The organism is Roseomonas sp. HF4, from assembly GCF_005222755.1.
Taxonomy (GTDB): domain Bacteria; phylum Pseudomonadota; class Alphaproteobacteria; order Acetobacterales; family Acetobacteraceae; genus Neoroseomonas.
Window position 1 is genome coordinate 85,103 of the sequence record NZ_STGD01000002.1, and the last position, 20,146, is coordinate 105,248.

Annotated in this window: 18 protein-coding genes; 8 read left to right on the top strand and 10 right to left on the bottom strand. The window is 72.4% G+C overall.

Features of this window, described 5'->3' with window-relative positions; translation table 11 throughout:
- Positions 1-52: 52 nt before the first annotated feature.
- From E8M80_RS25725 to E8M80_RS03385, 3 genes are all read left to right on the top strand, one after another.
- The gene (locus E8M80_RS25725) at positions 53-355 is read left to right on the top strand and encodes a hypothetical protein (RefSeq protein ID WP_170979177.1); all 303 of its coding nucleotides are present in this window, start codon (positions 53-55) and stop codon (positions 353-355) included.
- Between the two features lie 69 nt (positions 356-424).
- The gene (locus tag E8M80_RS03380; RefSeq protein WP_137124254.1) at positions 425-1,051 is read left to right on the top strand and encodes a bifunctional 4-hydroxy-2-oxoglutarate aldolase/2-dehydro-3-deoxy-phosphogluconate aldolase; all 627 of its coding nucleotides are present in this window, start codon (positions 425-427) and stop codon (positions 1,049-1,051) included.
- A gap of 1 nt (position 1,052) precedes the next feature.
- A complete protein-coding gene (locus E8M80_RS03385) occupies positions 1,053-1,982 on the top strand; it encodes a sugar kinase (RefSeq protein ID WP_137124255.1) in 930 nt (309 codons plus the stop codon).
- A 458-nt stretch (positions 1,983-2,440) separates the two neighbouring features.
- On the opposite strand, the gene ggt is transcribed toward E8M80_RS03385, so the two are convergent.
- Positions 2,441-4,123 carry a gamma-glutamyltransferase gene (ggt, locus tag E8M80_RS03390; RefSeq protein WP_137124256.1) on the bottom strand — a complete coding sequence of 561 codons (1,683 nt, stop codon included), beginning with the start codon at positions 4,121-4,123 and terminating at the stop codon, positions 2,441-2,443.
- Between the two features lie 18 nt (positions 4,124-4,141).
- On the opposite strand from ggt, the gene E8M80_RS03395 reads away from it, so the two are divergent.
- A complete protein-coding gene (locus E8M80_RS03395; RefSeq protein WP_137124257.1) occupies positions 4,142-4,534 on the top strand; it encodes a YraN family protein in 393 nt (130 codons plus the stop codon).
- Between the two features lie 168 nt (positions 4,535-4,702).
- Here E8M80_RS03395 and E8M80_RS03400 read toward each other — a convergent pair whose 3' ends face one another.
- Genes E8M80_RS03400 through E8M80_RS03410 form a run of 3 tightly spaced genes read right to left on the bottom strand, consistent with a single transcriptional unit; the run spans position 4,703 to position 8,330 of the window.
- The gene (locus E8M80_RS03400) at positions 4,703-6,217 is read right to left on the bottom strand and encodes a YifB family Mg chelatase-like AAA ATPase (RefSeq protein WP_137124258.1); all 1,515 of its coding nucleotides are present in this window, start codon (positions 6,215-6,217) and stop codon (positions 4,703-4,705) included.
- Positions 6,218-6,261: 44 nt separating this feature from the next.
- Positions 6,262-7,299 carry a dipeptidase gene (locus tag E8M80_RS03405; RefSeq protein ID WP_137124259.1) on the bottom strand — a complete coding sequence of 346 codons (1,038 nt, stop codon included), beginning with the start codon at positions 7,297-7,299 and terminating at the stop codon, positions 6,262-6,264.
- Positions 7,296-8,330 carry a histone deacetylase family protein gene (locus E8M80_RS03410; protein ID WP_137124260.1) on the bottom strand — a complete coding sequence of 345 codons (1,035 nt, stop codon included), beginning with the start codon at positions 8,328-8,330 and terminating at the stop codon, positions 7,296-7,298. Before E8M80_RS03410 ends, E8M80_RS03405 begins: the two co-directional genes overlap by 4 nt.
- 97 nt (positions 8,331-8,427) lie before the next feature.
- On the opposite strand from E8M80_RS03410, the gene E8M80_RS03415 reads away from it, so the two are divergent.
- The 3 genes from E8M80_RS03415 (at position 8,428) to E8M80_RS03425 (ending at position 12,547) form a co-directional block, all read left to right on the top strand.
- Positions 8,428-9,723 (top strand): ArgE/DapE family deacylase, encoded by a 1,296-nt coding sequence (locus tag E8M80_RS03415; RefSeq protein ID WP_137124261.1) that lies wholly within the window; start codon positions 8,428-8,430, stop codon positions 9,721-9,723.
- Complete coding sequence (locus tag E8M80_RS03420; RefSeq protein ID WP_137124262.1) at positions 9,720-10,979, top strand: Zn-dependent hydrolase; 1,260 nt, start codon at positions 9,720-9,722, stop codon at positions 10,977-10,979. The genes E8M80_RS03415 and E8M80_RS03420 overlap by 4 nt, the downstream gene beginning before the upstream one ends.
- A 65-nt stretch (positions 10,980-11,044) precedes the next feature.
- Entirely contained in the window at positions 11,045-12,547 is a 1,503-nt protein-coding gene (locus E8M80_RS03425) for a M81 family metallopeptidase (RefSeq protein WP_137124263.1), read from the top strand.
- A gap of 4 nt (positions 12,548-12,551) precedes the next feature.
- Here the strand turns inward: E8M80_RS03425 and E8M80_RS03430 are convergent, their stop codons facing one another.
- The 6 genes from E8M80_RS03430 to E8M80_RS03455 form a co-directional block, all read right to left on the bottom strand.
- Complete coding sequence (locus E8M80_RS03430) at positions 12,552-13,583, bottom strand: ABC transporter ATP-binding protein (protein ID WP_240789871.1); 1,032 nt, start codon at positions 13,581-13,583, stop codon at positions 12,552-12,554.
- Complete coding sequence (locus E8M80_RS03435; RefSeq protein ID WP_137124264.1) at positions 13,576-14,562, bottom strand: ABC transporter ATP-binding protein; 987 nt, start codon at positions 14,560-14,562, stop codon at positions 13,576-13,578. Before E8M80_RS03435 ends, E8M80_RS03430 begins: the two co-directional genes overlap by 8 nt.
- Positions 14,562-15,476, bottom strand: a complete 915-nt coding sequence (locus E8M80_RS03440) for an ABC transporter permease (protein WP_137124265.1) — start codon at positions 15,474-15,476, stop codon at positions 14,562-14,564. The genes E8M80_RS03435 and E8M80_RS03440 overlap by 1 nt, the downstream gene beginning before the upstream one ends.
- A 3-nt stretch (positions 15,477-15,479) precedes the next feature.
- Positions 15,480-16,463 carry an ABC transporter permease gene (locus tag E8M80_RS03445; protein ID WP_137124266.1) on the bottom strand — a complete coding sequence of 328 codons (984 nt, stop codon included), beginning with the start codon at positions 16,461-16,463 and terminating at the stop codon, positions 15,480-15,482.
- A gap of 54 nt (positions 16,464-16,517) precedes the next feature.
- Complete coding sequence (locus tag E8M80_RS03450) at positions 16,518-18,101, bottom strand: ABC transporter substrate-binding protein (RefSeq protein ID WP_137124267.1); 1,584 nt, start codon at positions 18,099-18,101, stop codon at positions 16,518-16,520.
- Positions 18,102-18,166: 65 nt separating this feature from the next.
- Positions 18,167-19,255 carry an AI-2E family transporter gene (locus tag E8M80_RS03455; protein ID WP_240789872.1) on the bottom strand — a complete coding sequence of 363 codons (1,089 nt, stop codon included), beginning with the start codon at positions 19,253-19,255 and terminating at the stop codon, positions 18,167-18,169.
- 104 nt (positions 19,256-19,359) lie between these two features.
- Here E8M80_RS03455 and otnI point away from each other — a divergent pair, with 104 nt between their 5' ends.
- Positions 19,360-20,142, top strand: coding sequence for a 2-oxo-tetronate isomerase (gene otnI / locus E8M80_RS03460; protein WP_137124269.1), 783 nt, complete (start codon positions 19,360-19,362; stop codon positions 20,140-20,142).
- Positions 20,143-20,146: the final 4 nt, after the last annotated feature.

The window sequence follows — 20,146 nt, forward strand, 5'->3', positions numbered from 1 at the left end:
CTTCGCCACACAGATTTGCTAACTCTCGGTTAACGCGCAGCGCCGAGGTCCCATGCAATCCCCCCCCGACACCGCCCAGACCGACGCAACACAGTCGAGCATCGCCGTATTCCCCACGCGTCCCGAGGACCGCCTTCGCCTGGCGCTGCGCCGCCTCGACGAGGCCATCGGCGAGCAATCTGACGCCGTCGCAGGCCTGCGCGAGGCGATCGGCGACCTCTCCGGCACGATGGCGCGCCTGGGCGCGAGCGTGGTCGGCTACCGCGGCGCCCTCGACAGCACGGCGCTCGAGATCGAGCGCGCCCTCGCCAGCGCCCGCACACTGCACGCTACCGCCGACCGCATGGTCGTCTGACGCGGGCGCGCCCGGGCCTTGCCGCGGGCGCGCTGCCGGCCAAGCATGGCGGCCGGAGGCCCTGACGCCATGCACCACATCGTCCCCCGCCTGACCGCCGCGCGCATCGTCCCGGTGGTGCGCGCCTCGACCGCCGCCCGAGCCGCGACCGCCGTCGCCTGGCTGCAGGAAGCAGGCATCACGACCTTCGAGATCACGATGACCGTGCCCGAGGCGCCGGCCCTGATCCGCGCCCTGGCCAGTGACCCTTCGCTGCTGGTCGGCGCCGGCACCGTGCCCGATGCCCGCACCGCGGACGCCTGCCTCGAGGCCGGCGCGCGCTTCATCGTGGCACCCTGGGTGGATGCGGACCTCGCCGCGCCCGTGAAGGCCGCCGGCGCCTGCCTGATGCTGGGCGCGCTGACGCCGACCGAGGTGCGCGCCGCCCTCGCCGCCGGCGCCGACGTCGTGAAGATCTTCCCCGCCGCCTCAGCCGGCGGGCCCTCGCATATCAAGGCGTTGCGCGCCGTCTTTCCGGATGTCGCCTTCTGCCCGACCGGCGGCGTCGATGCGCGCAACGCGACCGACTACCTCGCGGCCGGCGCCGCCTTCGTGGGCATCGGCGGCCGGCTGGTGGACGAGGCGCTGATCGCCGCCGGCGACCGCGCCGCCGTGCAGCGCGCGGCGGAGGATGCGCTCGGCATCATGCGGGCCTGAGATGCCCGACCTTCTCTGCCTCGGCGAGCCGATGCTCGAATTCAATCGCCAGCCGCCCGGGCCGGACGGGCGAATCCTGTATCTCGAGGGACATGGTGGGGATACTTCCAACACCGCCATCGCCGCAGCCCGGCAGGGTGCCTCGGTCGGATACGTGACCGCGATCGGCCGGGACGGGCCGGGCGATGCCTTCATGGCGCTCTGGGCGCGGGAGGGAGTGGACACCGCGACCGTGCTCCGCCGCGCCGATGCGCCGACCGGCATCTATTTCGTCACGCATGACGCCGGCGGGCACCATTTCACCTTCTACCGCACGGGCTCCGCCGCCGCGCGCTACCGGCCGGAGGACCTGCCGGAGGACGCGATCGGCGCGGCGCGCATCCTGCACGTCTCGGGCATCAGCCAGGCCATTTCGGACAGCGCCTGCGACGCAGCGTTCCGAGCCATCGCGGCGGCACGCGCGGCTGGGGTGCGGGTGTCCTACGACACCAACCTCAGGCTGCGCCTCTGGCCCGCGGCACGCGCGGCGGCCGTCATCCATGCAGCGATCGGCATGGCGGACATCGCGCTCCCCTCGCTCGACGACGCGACCGCGCTCACCGGCCTGACCGACCCGGAGGAGGTTGCGGCGTTCTACCTGCGGCTCTGTCCCCTGGTGGTGCTGAAATGCGGCGCGGCGGGATGCCTGCTGGCCACGCGGGACGGGACGCGCCTCAGCCTGCCGTCGCATCGCGTGGCGGCGGTGGATGCGACCGGCGCCGGGGATACCTTTGCCGGCGCGTTCCTGGCCCGGCTGCTGGCGGGTGATGGCGCGCCGGACGCCGCGCGCTACGCCAATGCGGCGGCGGCCCTGTCCACGACGGGATACGGGGCGGTCGCGCCGATCCCCCGCCCCGCCGAAGTGCGCCGCCTGCTGGCAGGCGCTCCGTGACGCCGGGCGCCCGGCCGGCCGGGCCGGGGCCTTTTCGGGCGGTCGCACCGCGAAGCGCATGAACGCCGTTCCGGGGCGGATGGCCCACGGGCCAGCGAGGCCGACCGAGCCTTTGCCGCAGCACCACGCCGGCGTTGGCCTGCGTCTCGACGGCCGCGGACGCGGCGTCGCGGTCGGGCCGCGAGAGGCGCGCGTCCCGTGCCTGGATCAGCAGGATGGGCAGGATCATGACTGCCGAGCCCAGGGCCAGGACGACCCATTGGCCGCGATGGATGACGCCGAACACCAGGTCGATCAGCAGGATGGCGCCGAAGACGACCGCCAGCACGAAGCCGAGGCCGCCGAGGCCATCCAGCAGGTGGGGCCGCAGCGCTCCGGCCTGCGCCGCGGCAAGGGACCGAATCCGCGCGCCTTCCTCGGCCGTCGCGGGCGCGGCCAGCGTCGTGTATCGATGCGGCTCACTCGCCAAGCGCGACCCCCTCCCGCCGCAGATCCGCCCCGCCCAGCAGCCCGTCCCGCGTCACGCGGATGATCTGCAGGCCGGAATTCATGTCCCGCACCTGCACCTCGTGCCCGCGCGCGCGCAGCGCCGGCGCCAGCGCCGCGGCCGGCGTCTCGGCCTCCAGCTCCACCGCGCCGCCGATCGTGCCGACATGCGGCAGGCCCGCCGCCTCCTGCGGCGTCAGGCCCCAATCGAGCAGCGCGACCAGCGCCTGCGCGACGTAGCCGATGATGCGCGCCCCCCCGGGCGAGCCCACCACCGCCTGCAGCCGCCCCTCCCCGTCCAGCACGATGGTGGGCGACATCGACGACCGCGGCCGCTTGCCGCTCTCGACGCGGTTGGCGACGGGGCGGCCGTCGCGTTCCGGCAGGAAGGAGAAGTCGGTCAGCTCGTTGTTCAGCAGGAAGCCGCGCACCATGACGCGCGCGCCGAACAGCGCCTCGATGGTGGTGGTCATCGAGACCGCGTTGCCCTCCCCGTCCACGATCGAGACATGGCTGGTGCCGGCCTCGAACTCCTGTGCCTGGGGGGCGAAGCGGGTCTCGCGCCAGGGCGGGTTGCCGGGGCGCGGCGCGGCGATGGCGCGGTCTCGGTCGATCAGCTGCGCGCGGGCCGTGAGGTAGCCGGCGTCGAGCAGGCCGCGCACCGGCACGGGGACGAAGTCGGCATCGGCCACGTAGGCGTTGCGGTCGGCGAAGGCGAGGCGCCCGGCCTCCCCCAGCAGGTGAGCGGCCTCTGCGCCGCGCGGGTCGAGCCGCGCGACCTCGAAATGCCCGAGCAGCCCCAGGATCTGCCCGACCGCGATGCCGCCCGACGACGGCGGCGGGAAGCCGCAGACCCGGAAGCGTCGATACGGCAGGCAGACCGCCTCCCGCCGCCGCGGCGCGTAGGTCGCGAGGTCTGTGGCGGCCATGACCCCCGGATTGGTCGGGTGGCCCGTGACGGCGGCCAGGATCTCCGCGGCGACCGGCCCGCGCGCGAGCGCGCCCGCGCCCTCCGCGGCGATGGCGCGCAGCGTCGCGGCCAGCGCGGGGTTGCGCAGCCGGTGCCCCTCGGGCAGCGGCAGGCCGGCCTCGCTGAAGAAATAGGCCGCGGCGCCGGGATCGCGGCGCAGCAGCAGCATGTCCGAGGCGATGTCGCGCGCGAGCCGCGCGCTGACCGGGAACCCCTCCTCCGCCAGGCGGATGGCGGGTTCGATCAGCCGCGGCCAGGCCAGGCGGCCGTGCTCGCGATGCGCGGCCTCCAGCACCGCGACCGTGCCCGGCACGCCGACCGCGCGGCCGCCCACCATCGCCTGCAGGAAGGGCATCGGCCGGCCTTCGCGCAGGAACAGGTCCGGGCCGGCGGCGGCGGGCGCCGTCTCCCGCCCGTCCCAGGCCGCGATGCGGCCGCTGCCGGCGTGCAGATGCAGCAGAAGCGCGCCGCCGCCGATGCCCGAGGATTGCGGCTCGACCAGCGTCAGGACCATCTGGATGGCGACGGCGGCATCGACCGCGGTGCCGCCGTCGCGCAGCACGGCGAGGCCGGCCTCGGCCGCGAGCGGGTGCCCCGCGGCCACCATGTGCCGCCGCGCGGGCTCGCTGGCGGCCACGGTGCCGGTGAGGAGGAACAGGACGAGGATGGCGCGGCGCAGGATCATGCCGGCAGGATAGCCCGCATGAACGGGTTCGGGGACGAAACGCGCCGCCTTTTGCGCGGACGGCGCGCCGAGGCGGCCGGGCGCGACGCGGAGGCGGTCGCGGCGGCGGCGCTGGTGCGGGATGGCTGGGACGTGCTCGCGCGGCGCGCGCGCACGCCGGCCGGGGAGATCGACCTCGTGGCCGAATGCGCGGGGGTGCTCGCCTTCGTCGAGGTAAAGGCGCGGCCCTCCCTGGCCGAGGCGGCGCACGCGCTCGGCGCGCGGCAGCGGGCGCGGCTGGTGGCGGCCGCGGAATGCTGGATGGCGGAGAATCCGGGGCACGGCGCGGCCGGGGTGCGCTTCGATGTCGTGATCGTGGCGGCGGACGGCACGGCACGGCGGATCGCCGATGCCTTCCGGATCGGGGACTGACGGCGCCGCCTTCAGCCCGGCAGCGTCACGCGCACCCGCATCCCCTGCCCCGGCGCCGTGTCGAAGGCGATGCCCGCGCCGAGCGCCGCGGCCTGCTCCGCCACGATGGCCAGGCCGTGGAGCGCGACCTTCGTCCGTTCGGCATGGGATCCGCGTCGCGCGGCGCGTTCAGGCCGCGGCGCGGCCCGGCATGCGGTGCCGGAAGGCCAGCGCCTCGGCGACATGCGCGCGCCGGATCGTGGCGCTGCCCGCGAGGTCCGCGATGCTGCACGCGACGCGCAGCGTCCGCACATGCCCGCGGGAGGACAGGCGCAGCCGCACCGCGGCCGTCTCCATCAGCGCCGCGGCATCCGGTTCGAGCAGCGGCATCAGCGCCTCGATCCCCGCTTCGGCGTTGCTGGCGGGGCCGCCGGCGCCCCACCGCGCGCGTTGCGCGTCGCGCGCCGCCTGCACGCGCGCGGCGACGCTGGCGCTGGTCTCGCCGGACGGCGCGCGGGCGAGCTCGGCCGCAGGGATCGGCATGACCTCGATGGTCAGGTCCATGCGGTCGAGCAGCGGGCCCGAGAGGCGCCCCTGGTAGTCCTCCCCGCAGCGTGGGGCGCGGCCGCATTCCCGGCCCGCCTCGCCGAGATGCCCGCAGCGGCAGGGGTTCATCGCCGCGATGCACTGGAAGCGCGCGGGATAGGTGACATGCGCATGGACGCGGCTGATCACGGTGCGCCCGGTCTCCATCGGCTGGCGCAGCGCCTCCAGCGCGGGGCGGGGGAATTCCGGCCATTCGTCGAGGAACAGCACGCCGCGATGCGCCAGGCTGATCTCCCCGGGGCGCCCGCGCGCGCCACCGCCGACCAGCGCGGGCATGGAGGCCGAGTGGTGCGGGTCGCGGAAGGGCGGGCGCGTGACGAGGCGCCCGCCCTGCAGCAGGCCGGCCACGGAATGCACGAGTGAGACCTCCAGCGCCTCGGCCGGCGAGAGGTCTGGCAGCAGCCCGGGCAGGCGCGCGGCGAGCATGGACTTGCCCGCGCCGGGCGGCCCGACCATCAGCAGGTTGTGCGCGCCGGCGGCCGCGACCTCGATGGCGCGCTTGGCGCTTTCCTGCCCCTTCACCGCAGACAGGCACGGGGCCGCCCGCGTCGGAAGCGGCGCCGGCGGCGCCGGCGGGGCCAGCAGTTGCACCCCGCGGAAATGGTTCAGCAGCGCGGCGAGGTCGGGCGCCGCCAGCACCTCGATCTGCCCGGCCCAGGCGGCCTCGCCGCCCTGCGCCGCAGGGCAGATCAGGCCGAGGTCGCGCGCGCTGGCGCCGAGCGCGGCCGGCAGCACGCCGGCGACCGGCATGATGCCGCCATCGAGCGAGAGCTCGCCGAGCGCCGCGTAGCCGGCCGCTTCCTCGCGCGGGACGATCTCCATCGCGGCCAGCAGCGCCAGCGCGATGGGCAGGTCGAAATGCGACCCTTCCTTCAGGATGTCGGCCGGCGCCAGGTTCACGAGCACGCGCTTGGGCGGCAGCGACAGGCCGAGGCCGGTCAGCGCGGCGCGCACCCGCTCCCGGCTTTCGGCCACCGCCTTGTCGGGCAGGCCGACCAGCAGGAAGGCCGGCAGGCCCTGGGCGATCTGGACCTGCACCTCGACCGGCACGGGCTCGATACCGGAGAAGGCGAAGGTCGCGATGCGGGCAATGGCCATGGCGCGCGAGAGTGGCGTGCCATGGGCTGTTTATCAACCTGAAGTTATACGGCGCCGCGCTGCACCAGCCGTCGCACCCGCCGGAAATTGCCCGACCAGAGCAGGTCGATCTCGCGCGCGCCGTAGCCGCGGCGGTGCAGTTCGGCGGTCAGGTTGCCGGTCTCGGAGGCATCCCGCCAACCCGGCACGCCGCCGCCGCCGTCGAAGTCCGACGAAAGGCCCACATGGTCGATGCCGATCCGCGCCACCGCGTGGTCCACGTGGTCCACGATGTCGGTCACCGTCGCGGGGGAGCGGCCGCCCTGCGGCGCCGGGCGCAGAAACACGTCGAGCGCGGTGATCTGAATGAGCCCGCCCGTGGCGCGCAGCATGTCGAGTTGTTCGTCGTCGAGGTTACGCGGATGATCGCAGAGCGCGCGACAGCAGGAATGCGTCGCCACCACGGGCACGCGGGAAAGCTCCGCCGCCTGCATCATCGAGGATTTCGCGCTGTGCGAGACATCGACCAGCAGCCCGACGCGGTTCATCTCCGCGATCGCCTGGCGGCCAAGGGCGGAGAGCCCGCCATGCTCCGCGACGCCGTCGCCGAGGTCCGGCTTGGGGCGCGCCGCATCCGCCAGGTCGTTGTGCCCGTCATGGGTGATGGTGACATAGATGGCGCCGAGGTCGCGCCAAAGCCTGAGGCGCGACAGGTCGCGCGCCATGGCGTTGCCGTTCTCGACCGCCGAGAGCACGGCGAGCGCACCGGCGCGATGCGCCGCTTCGAGTTCGTCGGCCGTCGTGCAGAAGCGGCGCGCGGCGCCGTCGGCGCGGGTGCGGATGTGGCGCAGCATCGCCTCGGCGCGCGCGGCGGCGGTCGCCAGGCCCTCGGCGTCGCGCTTGCCCTGCGGCGTGAAGGCGATGAAGACCGCGGCCTTCAGCCTGCCGCGCAGCATCTTCGGGAAATCGACGCGGCGGTCGGTCTCGGCGGTCGCGTCCGGCGGATCGGGCCAGCGGATGTCGATATGCGTGTCGAGCGTCAGCGTCGCGGCGTGGATCGCGGCGGCATCGGTTGCCGGTAGGGTGGCGACGTCATCGGTCATGCGGCACTCCAGCCCGTGAGGAAGCGTTCCAGGAGGGTGCCGATCACCTCGACATTGTAGCCACCCTCCTGGGTGATGGCGGTCGGCAGGCGGAGCGCGCCGATCATGGCACCGGCGCGCAGGAACCCTTCCCCGGTGACCGCCAGCGCGCCGAGCGGCTCGTCCTTCGAGGCATCGAAGCCCAACGCCACGACCAGAGCATCCGCCTTGAAGTCCCGGATCGGCGCGAGCGCGTAGCGCAGCGCCTCGAGCCAGCCCTCGTCGTCGGTGCCGAAGGGCAGCGGCATGTTCATGTTGCGCCCGTCCCCCGCCCCTGCCCCGCGTTCGGCCGTGCGACCGACGAACCAGGGGTAGTAGCGATCCGGGTCGGCGTGGATCGAGATGGTGAGCACGTCGCCACGCTCCCAGAAGATGCCCTGGGTGCCGTTGCCGTGGTGGCTGTCGATGTCAAGCACGGCGACGCGCGCCGCGCCGGCGTCGCGCAGGCGCTGCGCCGCCAGCGCCGCGTTGTTCACGTAGCAATGCCCGCCCGCGCGCCCCGCATAGGCGTGATGCCCGGGCGGGCGGCAGAGCGCATAGGCGGTGCCGCCGCGCGCGGCTTCCTCCGCCGCGGCCAGGGCGCAGGCCGCGGCGCCGCGGATCGCCTCCCACGAACCGGGGCCGATCGGGCAGGCGGTATCGGCCGTGTACCAGCCGGCGCGGGCGATGATGTTGCCGCCGACGCGGGCGCCCTGCGCGACCATCTCGGGCACCGGGTGGATGTTCGCGACCACCTCCGGCCCCGGGTCGGGCAGCGCCGCCCAGTCGGCCGCGGCGGTGGCGAGGAAGTCGAGGTAGTCCGCCCGGTGCACGGCCTCGAGCGCGGCGGCGGTCAGCGCCGGCGGCGCCGCGGGCGCGAGGCCCATGCGGTGCAGCGCGGCCTCGAGCGCGGCGGCGCGGGCCGGCACCTCGAAGTTACGCCGCACCTGACCGCGCTGGAGGAAGAAGGACGGCGTGTGCGCCGCCTGGGCGGGATGCGCGAAGGTCTTCATACAGGACGGAACGCTAGCCCGGATGGCGCGCGCAGGAAACCGGGCCGCCTTGGCGCGGGGACGGGCGGGCGATAGCGTGGCGCCCATGCCCGATCCGATGAGCCCTCCCCTCGACCCCGGTGCGCGGCGCGCGATCCTGGAGGCGGCCGATGCGCTGCGCGAGGACGCCGTGCGCATGCTGGAACGCCTGGTGCGCTGCCCCTCGACCCTCGGCAACGAGCAATCCGCGCTGGCCGAGATGGCGCGCATCTACGAAGGGATCGGGCTTGCCCCGCGCCGCGTGCCGACGGACCCGGCGGCGCTGGCGTCGCATCCCGGCTTCTCGCCGCCGCTGGTGTCGTATAACGGCCGCGACAACGTCGTGGCGGTGCATGCGCCGCGCGAGAGGCGTGGCCGCAGCCTGGCCTTGCAGGGCCATGTCGACGTCGTGCCTGAGGGCGCGGCCGACATGTGGGAAACGCCGCCCTACGAGCCGTCCATCCGCGGCGGGCGCATGTACGGCCGCGGCGCGGGGGACATGAAGGCGGGCATCGTCTCCTACGTCACGGCCTTCCGCGCGCTGCGCCTCGCCGGCCTGCAGCCGGCGGCCGAGGTGCAGATGCAGTCGGTGATCGAGGAGGAGTGCACGGGCAATGGCGCGCTCGCGGCCATGCTGGCGCTGCCGCGGACCGATGCCGTCATCATCCCCGAGCCCGGCCCCGGCCTGCCGGCGATGTATGCGGCCGAGGTCGGCGTGGTCTGGGCCTGGGTGACGGTGTCGGGCCGCCCTGCCCATGTGCGCGACATGCAGGCGGGCGTGAACGCCATCGAGGCCGCCGCCGCCGTCGCCGCCCGCTTCAAGGCCTACCAGTCCGAGATGAACCGCGCCGAGCGCATTCATGCGTCCTTTCGCGGCGTTAACCACCCGGTCAACGTGAACCTCGGCACGATCGAGGGCGGCGAATGGAATTCCTCGGTCGCGACGCGCTGCCGGATCGGCATGCGCGTCGGCGTCATGATGGGATACACAGCGGCGCAGACGAAGGCGGACATCGAGCGCCTGGTCGCCGAGGCCGCCGCCGACCCCGCGCTGAAGGGCGCGACGGTGAAGCTGGAATTCAAGGGCTTCATGGCCGATCCCTGCGTCTTCGACATGGACGCGCCGATCGTGGCGCTGGCGAAGCGCAACTTCGCCGATGTCTCGGGCGCCACGCTGCGGGACTACCCCGCCACGGGCCTGACGGACGGCCGCTTCTTCGCGCTGTACCAGGCGACGCCCGTCGCCTGCTTCGGCCCCGACGCCCAGGAGATCCACGGCATCGACGAGAGCGTCGGGCTGGACAGCATGCACGACATCACCCGCACCATCGCGCTGACCATGGCCGAATGGTGCGGGGTGGAGGCTTCAGCATGAGCACGACGAACATCCCGCTGTCCGGCGAGCGCCTTTGGGACAGCCTGATGGAGATGGCGCGGATCGGCGCCACCGCCAAGGGCGGCTCGAACCGCCAGACGCTGACGGACCTCGATTCCGAGGGCCGCCACCTGCTCCGCCGCTGGGCGGAGGCGGCGGGCTGCAGCGTCGCGGTCGACCGGCTCGGCAACATGGCGCTGACGCGACCAGGGCGCGATCGGGCGCGGAAGCCCGTCGCCTTCGGCAGCCACCTCGACACCCAGCCGACGGGCGGGAAGTTCGACGGCGTGCTCGGCGTGCTGGCGGGGCTCGAGATCCTGCGCGCGGTGCACGAGGCCGGCATCGAGACCGAGGCGCCGCTCATGCTCATCAACTGGACGAACGAGGAAGGCGCGCGCTTCTCGCCGCCCATGATGGGCAGCGGCGCGGCCATGGGCATCTTCACCGAGGCCGAGGTGCTGGCGAAGCAGGACCCGGAGGGCAAGGCCTTCGGCGCCGAACTCGCGCGCATCGGCTGGCAGGGCGACGCCGACCCCGCCGCGCTGCAGGATATCGCCGCCTATTTCGAGCTGCACATCGAGCAGGGCGCGCTGCTGGAGCGCACCGGCCTCGATGTCGGCGTGGTCACGCAGGCGCTGGCGCAGTCCTGGTACGAGGTGACGGTCGAGGGCGAGGAAGCGCATGGCGGTTCCCCCATGGCCGGCCGGCGCGACGCGATGATGGCAGCCGCGCCGCTGGTCGCGGCCATCGAGGAGATCGCGCTCGGCGCCGTCGGTGCAGCAGGCGAGCCGGGGCGCGCGACGGTCGGGCGCCTGACGGTCTATCCCGACAGCCGCAATATCGCGCCGTCGCGGGTCTGGTTCTCGATCGACACGCGCCACGGCGACCCGGCGCTGCTGGCGCGCATGGGCGAGGAGATCCGCGCCCGCGCCGCCGCCATCGCGGCCGCGCGCGGCGTGCGCATCGCGGTCGAGGATTTCTGGCATTCGCCGCTGACGCCCTTCGACCCGGCGCTGGTCGGGCGGGTGCGCGATGCGGCGGTGCGCCTCGGTATTCCGCACATGGACATGCCGACGGGCATCGGCCATGACGCGGTCTATGTCGCGCGGAAGGTCCCGGCGGCGATGATCTTCTGCCCCTGCCACGGCGGCATCAGCCACAACGAGGCCGAGAGCATCACGCCCGCATGGGCCGAGGCCGGGCTGCGCGTGCTGGCCGATGCCGTGCTCGCCACCGCCGGCATCGCGAAAGGCTGACGCGCCCGGTGACCGGAGCGCCGAAGGGCACGAAGGCCTGAACCGGTCGCGCAAACGGAGGAAAGATGACCCGCATCGCCATCGGCGGATTCCTGCACGAGAGCCATTCCTTCGCGCCGCTGCCGACGGGCTGGGCCGAGTTCGTGAAGCCCGGCGGCTTCCCGCCGCTGCAAAAGGCAGCGACGCTGGTCGAGGCGCTGCGCCCGACCTCCTGCCCCGCCGCGGGCGCGATCATGATGGCCGAGCAGGAAGGGGTGGAGATCGCGCCACTCGCCTGGTGTTTCGCCAACCCGGCCGGCCCCGTGACGGCCGAGGCCTTCGAGCGCATCGCGGCCCTGCTTGTTGCCGCGCTGTCGGATGCGCTGGAAGCCGGCCCCCTCGACGGCGTCTATCTCGACCTGCACGGCGCCATGGTCGCGGTCGGCTTCGATGACGCGGAGGGGGAGGTGCTGCGCCGCGTGCGCGCCGTGGTCGGCCCGGACGTGCCGATCGCCGCCAGCCTCGACCCGCATGCGAACAAGACCGCGCTGATGGTGCTCCATTCCGACGTGCTGGTGCCCTTCCGCACCTATCCGCACATCGACATGAAGCCCGCCGGCGCTGAGGCCGCGCGGCTGCTGCTGCGCATGATCCGCCAGGGCCGCCGCCCGGCCAAGGCGTTCCTCGAGCTCGACTATTGGACCCCCCTGCCCGGCCAATGCACAATGGTCGCGCCGATGGCCGACGTCATGGCCGAGCGCGCGCGGATCGCGCTGGCGCCGGGCGTCTGGGAACTCGGCTTCTGCTTCGGCTTTCCCTACGCGGATTTCCCCGGCTGCGGCATGGCCATCGCGGCCTATGCCGACACGCTCGGCCAGGCGGAAGATGCTGCCGCCGCGCTCGCCGCCGTCATCGCGGCGAAGGAGACGGAGTTCGCGCTCGGCGTCCTGCCCGCGGCCGAGGGCGTAGCGCGGGCCATGGCGAACCGCGACACGCAGGGGCCGGTCATCCTCGCCGACACGCAGGACAATCCCGGCGGTGGCGGGCATGGCGACACGACCGGACTGCTCGCGGAACTGATCCGCCAGGACGCGCAGGGGGCCGTGCTGGCGCCGATGAACGACGCGGAGGCCGCCGCGCTGCTTCACGCGGCGGGCGAAGGGGCGACGGTCGAACTCGACCTCGGCGGCCGCAGCGACGGCGCGCCGCTGCGCGTCACCGCGCTGGTGGAACGCCTGACCGACGGGCGCTTCACGCTGACCGGGCCGATGGGCCAGGGCAATCCCGCCGATCTCGGGCCCAGCGCGCTGATCCGCGTGGCGCCGGGCGTGCGCGTGGTGGTGGTCAGCCGCAAGATGCAGGCGCATGACCAGGCGCTGTTCCGCCACATCGGCATCGAGCCGGCCGAGCAGCGCATCGTGGCCGTGAAGTCGAGCGTGCATTTCCGCGCCGACTTCCAGCCGATCGCGAGCGAGGTCATCGTGGTGACGGCGCCGGGGCCGGTGGTGGCCGATCCTGCGGTGCTGCCCTTCACGAACCTCCGCCCGGGGCTGCGGCTGCGGCCGGGGGACAACAGGCGGACGGGCTGACGCCTCAGGCGGCGTCGCGCGCGATGGCGGGCAGCGGCATGGCGTCGTCGCGCTCTTCCTCGACCGCGTGGCACGCCACAAGCGCATCGCCGGCCGGCTTCATCTCCGGCCGTTCACGCTTGCAGCGGTCATTCGCCAGCGGGCAGCGCGGATGGAAGGCGCAGCCGGAGGGCGGCGTGATCGGCGACGGCACCTCGCCACCCACCGGGATGCGTTCCCGCCCCGTCATGTCGAGGTCCGGGATCGCTTCCATCAGCGCGCGCGTATAGGGGTGGCGCGGGCGGCGGAACAGCGTCTCGGCCGGCGCGAGTTCCGCCAGCCGCCCGAGATACATCACGCCGATCCGGTCGCTCACCTGGCGCACGACGGCCAGGTTGTGGCTGATGAACAGGAAGGTCAGCCCGAGCCGCTGCTGCAGTTCCTTCATCAGGTTCAGGATCTGTGCCTGGACGCTGACGTCGAGCGCGCTGGTCGGCTCATCGCAGACCAAGAATTCCGGGTTCGAGGACAAGGCGCGCGCGATCGAGATGCGCTGGCGCTGCCCGCCCGAGAACTCATGCGGGAACTTCACGCGATCGAGCGGCGAAAGCCCCACCTGCGTCAGCAGTTCCGCGACGCGGTTCTCCTGCTCGGCCCGCGTCCGAACCAGGCCGAAGGCGCGGATCGGCTCGGCGATGATGTCGCCGACCCGCCAGCGGGGGTTCAGGGACGCATAGGGGTCCTGGAAGATCATCTGCATGCGCCGGCGCTGGTCCGCCAGCGCGCGCGCTTCGGCCAGGTCCCTCCCGTCGAAGACCACGGCGCCCGCGGTCGGCGCATAGAGCCCGACGCAAAGGCGCGCGACGGTCGACTTGCCGCAGCCGGATTCGCCCACCAGCGACAGCGTCGTGCCCTTCGGGACCGCGAAGGAGATGCCGTCCACGGCGCGGAGCGTGCGCTTGCCTTCCCGCGCCACCAGGCGCTGGAGCAAGGGGCGGGAGACGTCGAAATGCCGGGCGAGGTCCAGGACCTCGAGCATCGGTGGCGCGTCAGCCACGGGCGGCCTCCGTCGCGTAGAGCCAGCAGGCGGCGCGCGTCGTGCCCGCGTCGATCAGGTCGGGCCGGTCCTCGCGGCACTTCGCGAAGACCTGGGGGCAGCGCGGGTTGTAGGCGCAGCCCCGCGGGATGGCGGAGAGCCGCGGCATTGCGCCGTCGATCTGCGCGAGGCGCTCGACGCGCCGGTCGAGCGGCGGGATCGACGCCATCAGCCCCGCGGAATAGGGGTGGCGGGCGTGCTTCACGACCTCCCGCACGGGACCGATCTCGGCGATCCGGCCGGCATACATCACGGCGACGCGGTCGGCGGTCTCCGCGATCACGCCCATGTCGTGCGTGACCAGCATCATCGCCGTCCCCTTCTCCCGCGCCAGGGTCTTGAGCAGCGCGATCACCTGCGCCTGGATGCTGACATCGAGCGCGGTGGTGGGTTCGTCCGCCACGATCAGCTTCGGTTCGGCGCAGAGGGCCAGCGCGATCACCACGCGCTGGCGCATGCCACCCGAGAACTCGTGCGGGTAGCTGTCAATGCGCTGTGCCGCGGCCGGGATGCCGACCAGCTCCAGCCATTCGATCGCACGCTTCTTCGCCTCGGCGGGGCCGATCGGCAGGTGCGTCGTCATCGTCTCGGCCAGTTGCTTCCCCACGGTATAGAGGGGGTTCAGCGTGGTCAGCGGGTCCTGGAAGATGGCGCCGATCTCGCGCCCGCGGATGCGGCGCATCTCCTCGTAGCGGAGATTGTCGATGCGCTTGCCGTTCAGCAGGATCTTTCCCCGTGCGATGCGCCCGGGCGGTTCGAGCAGGCCGATGATCGCGGCGCCGGTCATCGACTTGCCGGCGCCGGATTCGCCGACCACGCCCAGCACCTCGCCGGGGCTGATCGCGAACGACACGTCGTCGAGCGCAACCAGCGTTCCCCGCCGCGTCGGGAACTCCACGCGCAGGTTCTGCACTTCGAGCAGGGGGGGCGTGTTCGACATCAGCGGAGCTTCGGGTTGAGCGCGTCGCGCAGCCAGTCGCCCAGCAGGTTGACCGACAGCACCATGGCAATGAGGGCGAGGCCCGGGAAGATCGTGATCCACCACTCGCCCGAGAACAGGAAGTCGTTGCCGATCCTGATGAGCGTGCCGAGGGAGGGCTGCGTGGGCGGCACGCCGACGCCGAGGAAGGACAGCGTCGCCTCCGACAGGATCGCGAGGCCGAGGTTCAGCGTGGCCACCACGAGCACCGGCCCGATCACGTTGGGCAGCACGTGGCTGACCATGATGCGCGCCCGCTTCACGCCGATGACGCGCGCGGCCTGGACGTATTCCTTGTTGCGCTCGACGAGCGTCGAGCCCCGCACCGTGCGCGCGAATTTCGGCCATTCGCTGATGCCGATGGCGAAGATCACGACGAACAGCGCGATCTGGTCATGCGATTCCCGCGGCAGCACGGCGCGCACCACGCCGTCCACCAGCAGCGCGACCAGGATGGAGGGGAAGGTCAGCTGGATGTCGCAGATGCGCATCAGCAGGCTGTCGAGCGCGCCACCCACATAGCCCGCCAGCAGCCCGAGCGTGACGCCGAGCAGCGTCGCGAAGATGGTGGCCGAAAGCCCGACCAGCAGCGACACGCGCGCGCCATACATGATGGCCGAGAGCACGTCCCGCCCCTGGTCGTCGGTGCCGAGCAGGTATTCGCGCGCGCCATCCTCCTCCCAGCTCGGCGGCTTGAAGGCATCCGACAGGTTGAGCGACGCCAGGTCGAAGGGATTGTGCGGCGCGATCAGCGGCGCGAAGACCGCGCCCAGGATGCAGATGGCGGCGACGATCGCGGAGACGACCGTGACCGGCGACCGCGTGAAGGACCACCAGAGGTCGCTGTCGAAGAAGCGCCTGACGGCAGCGGCCATGGCTCAGTGCCCCCCCTTGCCGCGGCCGATGCGGAGCCGGGGGTCGACCGCGTAGTAGAGCAGGTCGACGATCAGGTTGATGGTCACGAAGACCAGCGATATCAGCAGCAGGTAGGCGCCCATGATTGGCACGTCGGCGGCGCCGACCGACTGGATGAACAGAAGCCCCATCCCCGGCCACTGGAACACAGTTTCGGTCACGATCGCGAAGGCGATGATGGCACCGAGCTGCAGGCCCACGATGGTGATGACCGGCACCAGCGTGTTCTTGAGCGCATGGCCGAAATGGACGGCACGGTTCGGCAGGCCCCGGGCGCGGGCGAACTTGATGTAGTCGGTGCGCAGCACTTCCAGCATCTCGGCCCGCACCAGGCGCATGATCAGCGTCAGCTGGAACAGCCCGAGCGTGATCGCCGGCAGCACCAGCGCCTTGATCCCCGACCAGGTCAGGAACCCCGTGCTCCACCAGCCGAGCGCGACCGTGTCCCCCCGCCCGAATGACGGCAGCCAGCCGAGCCAGACGGCGAAGACCAGGATGAGCAGGATGCCGATCAGGAAGGTCGGCAGCGACACGCCGATCAGGCTGAAGGTCAGGAAGAAGCGGCTCAGCCAGGAATTCCGGTACAGCCCCGTGTAGACCCCCATCGGCACGCCGACGAGAAGTGCCAGTGCCGCCGCGGTGAACGCCAGTTCCAGCGTCGCCGGCGCGCGTTCCGCGATCAGGTCGGCCACGGGGCGGGACAGGCGGTAGGACAGGCCGAATTCGCCCTGCGCCGCATTGCCGAGGAAGACGCCGAACTGTACCCAGAAGGGCTGGTCGAGCCCGAGTTCCGCCACCAGCGCGTCGCGCTGCGCCTGCGTGTAGTCCTGGCCCAGCATGATCGCCACCGGATCGCCCACATAGGCGAACATGGCGAAGGAGATGAGGGCCACCGACAGCAGGACCGGCAGCGCCTGCATGATGCGGCTGATGATGAAGGCGAACATCGGGTCACTCCGCCAGGGGCGCGGCAGCCGGGGCCGCCGCGCCCGCGGCCAGGGTCAGTTCATGCGGGCCCAGCGGAAATACGGCTGGTTGTTCGCCATGTGCGGGATCTGCACATTCGACCGCATCGCCCAGGGGATCATCTGGTGATGCAGCGGGATGTGCGGCACGTCCTCGCGGTAGATGCGCAGCGCCTCGCGGATCGCGGCGTTGCGGGGCTCGCCGGACTGCGTGACCATGACATTGATCAGCTCGTCCATGCGCGGGTTGGAATAGCGCCCGTAGTTCCAGATCCCGTTGCCCTGGCCGCCGTCGCGCGAGCGCAGCAGCGACTGGAAGGAATAGAGCGCATCGAGCGTCGGCACGCCCCAGCCCAGCAGGTAGATCGAGCTGTCGTCGCGCTGGATCTTCGGGAAGAACAGGTTGAGGGGCATGGCGTTGAGCTGCGCCCGCACGCCGATCCGCGCCCACATGGCGACGATCGCCTGGCAGATCTGCTCGTCGTTGATGTAGCGGTTGTTCGGGCAGTCGAGCGTGATGCCGAAGCCGTTCGGGTAGCCGGCTTCCGTCAGCAGCGCCCGCGCGCGTGCCTGGTCGTAGGGCAGGCGCACGTCCTCGGACTGGGTGTAGCCGTTCACCTGCGGCGGGAAGAAAGTGCCGGTCACGACCGACTGGCCGCGCATGGTGGTGCGATGGATCGCCTGGATGTCGATCGCGTGATAGAGCGCCTGGCGAACCCGCAGGTCCTTCAGCGGATTGCGGTCCGTCACGTCCGAATAGAGCAGCCGGTCGCGGTGCAGGTCCATCGCGAGGAAGATGGTGCGGACCTCGGGGCCCTCGAGCACCCTGATGTTCTGCGCCTGGCGCAGCCGGTTGAGATCCTGCAGCGGCGGGTCGAGCACGAAGTCGACCTCGCCCGACAGCAGGGCGGCGATGCGCGTGGCGTCCGAGGAGATCGGGCGATAGACGATCTCCGTCACGTTCGCCTCGCGGCTGGACGGCTCGCTCCAGCCCCACCAGTCGGCGTTGCGCGCCAGCACGGTGCGCACGTCCGGCTCCCGGGTCTGCAGGCGGAAGGCGCCGGTGCCGTTGGTCGCGCGGACGGTGTGCATTTCCTCGCGCGCGCGAGTGTTCTGCGGGCGGGTCGCGTTGTTCGCCTCGGACCAGGCGCGCGACATGATGAACAGCGACGCGACCTTGTTGGGCAGGATCGGGTCCGGCACGCGGGTGATCACGTCGACGACCATGGGCTCGACGGCCACGGCGCGCTCGATCGTGTCGACGAAGATGCCGTAGTTGGAGGTCGGCGCCTGCGCGCGGGTGATGCTGAACACCACGTCGTCCGCGCCGAAGGCCTGGCCCTCGTGGAACTTCACGCCGTCGCGCAGCCAGAAGCGCCAGCGGTTCGGCTCGACCTGCTCCCACCGCGTGGCCAGGCCGGGCGCGAGGCCGAGGTCCTGCGTACGGCTGATCAGGGTGTCGTAGATCTGCTGCAGCACCATCGTGACGGTGCCGAGGTTCTGGCTGTGCGGGTCCATCGTGTTCGGATCGCCCGAGGCGGCCCAGCGCACCGTGCGCGCTTCCGCCATCCCGGCGCCGAGCCCCGCGGCGAGCGCCGCGGCCATCAGCAGCTTCCGCATTCCCTTGCTCTCCCCTTGTTTGGAAACCCGGCCCCGCCGCCATGGCGGCTCCCGGCCATCGGCGCCTATAGGGCGGCCGGCGGCGGCGGGGAAGGGGTTTGCGCGTCCCCGGCGACGGCGCCGGCGAATTCCAGCATCAGCGTGTAGCCCACCGCCAGCACCACCGGGCCGAGGAAGAGGCCGAGGAAGCCGAAGGCGAAGACGCCCCCGAGCGCGCCCAGCAGCGTGAGCAGCAGGGGCAGGTCCGCCCCCCGCGCGATGGCCCAGGGGCGGATGAAGTTGTCGACCGAGGAGATGACCAGCCCGCCATAGAGCGCCATGAAGATCCCCCACCCCGTCTCCCCCTGGGTGAACAGCCAGAGGGTCGCGGGGATCCAGATGAGCGGCGCGCCGACCGGGAAGATCGAGATGACCCCCGTCACCACGGCCAGCAGCCCGGCCTGCGGCACACCGGCAATGCTGAGTCCGATCCCGGTCAGGATGCCCTGCGCGACGGCCGTGCCGATCAGCCCCCAGACCACGCCCCGCGTCACGTCCGCGGTCAGGCGCAGCATGCGCGTGCCCGTGTCGCCGCCGAGGCGCCCCATCAGCGCCTTCAGGCGTTCCGCCATGGCTGGCCCGTCGCGGTAGAAGAAGAAGGCCAGCAGGATCGCGAGCAGCAGTTCCGCCAGCCCCGAGAGCACCGCCAGCAGCACCGCCACCGTGTGCTGCGTGATGGTCCCCGCATAGGGCCGCAACAGCCCCGCGACGCCGAGGAGGTCGAACTCCCCTTCGCCGATCCAGGCCATGACGTAGGGCCCGACCACGGGCAGCGACGCGAGCCAGGCGCCAAGCCCAGGCAGGCCGCCCACCAGCAGGCGCTCGATCGAGGCGCTGAGCGCCTCCACCTCCCCGCGCCGGGTCGGCGCAGCCAGCACGATCGGCAGCCCCACGAGCAGGAACATCGCGAGCACCATCAGCCCGGCCGCCCAGGACGGGCGGATGCCTGCCCGATCGCGCAGGACGGCGAAGACCGGCCAGGTCGAGAACGCCAGGATCGCCGCCCAGAGCAGGGCCGAGATGAAGGGTCGGAGCACCAGGAGGCAGGCGACGGCGAGCGCCGCCAGCGCGGCGAGGCCGACCAGGCGGGCGGCGCGCTGGGTTTGCAGGGCCATGGCAGGCATCCTGCCGCAAGCGCCCGCGGGTGGCGAGGCCGGGCTGGCGGCCAGGCGCCTGCCGATCTAGCCTCGGCGCCTCAGGCCACAGGGGACATGCCGGAATGCCGCGCTTCGCCGCGAACCTCTCGATGATGTTCAATGAGGCCCCGTTCCTCGACCGCTTCGCGCTGGCCGCGGATGCCGGCTTCAAGGCGGTCGAATTCCTGTTTCCCTACGACTTCCCCGCCGCGGATATCGCCACCCGGCTCAAGGACAACGGCCTGTCGCAGGTGCTGTTCAATGCGCCGCCGGGCGACTGGGCGGCCGGGGAACGCGGCATGGCCGCCCTGCCCGGCCGGCAGCAGGAATTCCGCGACGCCATCCTGCGCGCGCTCGACTACTGCGCGGCGCTGTCCTGCCCGCGGCTGCACGTCATGGCGGGGGTCGTGCCCGCGGCGGGCGTGCCGCACGACACGCTGACCGCGACCTACGGCGCGAACCTGGCGTGGGCAGCGGAGGAATGCGGCAGGGCGGGCGTGAAGCCGGTGATCGAGCCCATCAACCACCGCGACATCCCGGGCTTCTTCCTGAACACCACCGACCAGGCGGCCGCCGTCATCCGGGCGGTCGGGCCCGAGAAGGTCGGCATGCAGTTCGACCTCTATCACTGCCAGATCACCGAGGGGGACCTCGTGAAGCGCGTCGAAAAGCACCTGCCGCTGATCGCGCACATGCAGGTGGCCGACAATCCGGGCCGCAACGAGCCCGGCACGGGCGAGGTCAACTGGCCCTTCGTGTTCGAGCGGATCGACGCGCTCGGCTTCCGGGGCTGGATCGGCTGCGAGTACCGCCCGGCAGGCGAGACGGCGGCGGGGCTCGGCTGGTTCCAGCCCTGGCGGGGCTGACGCG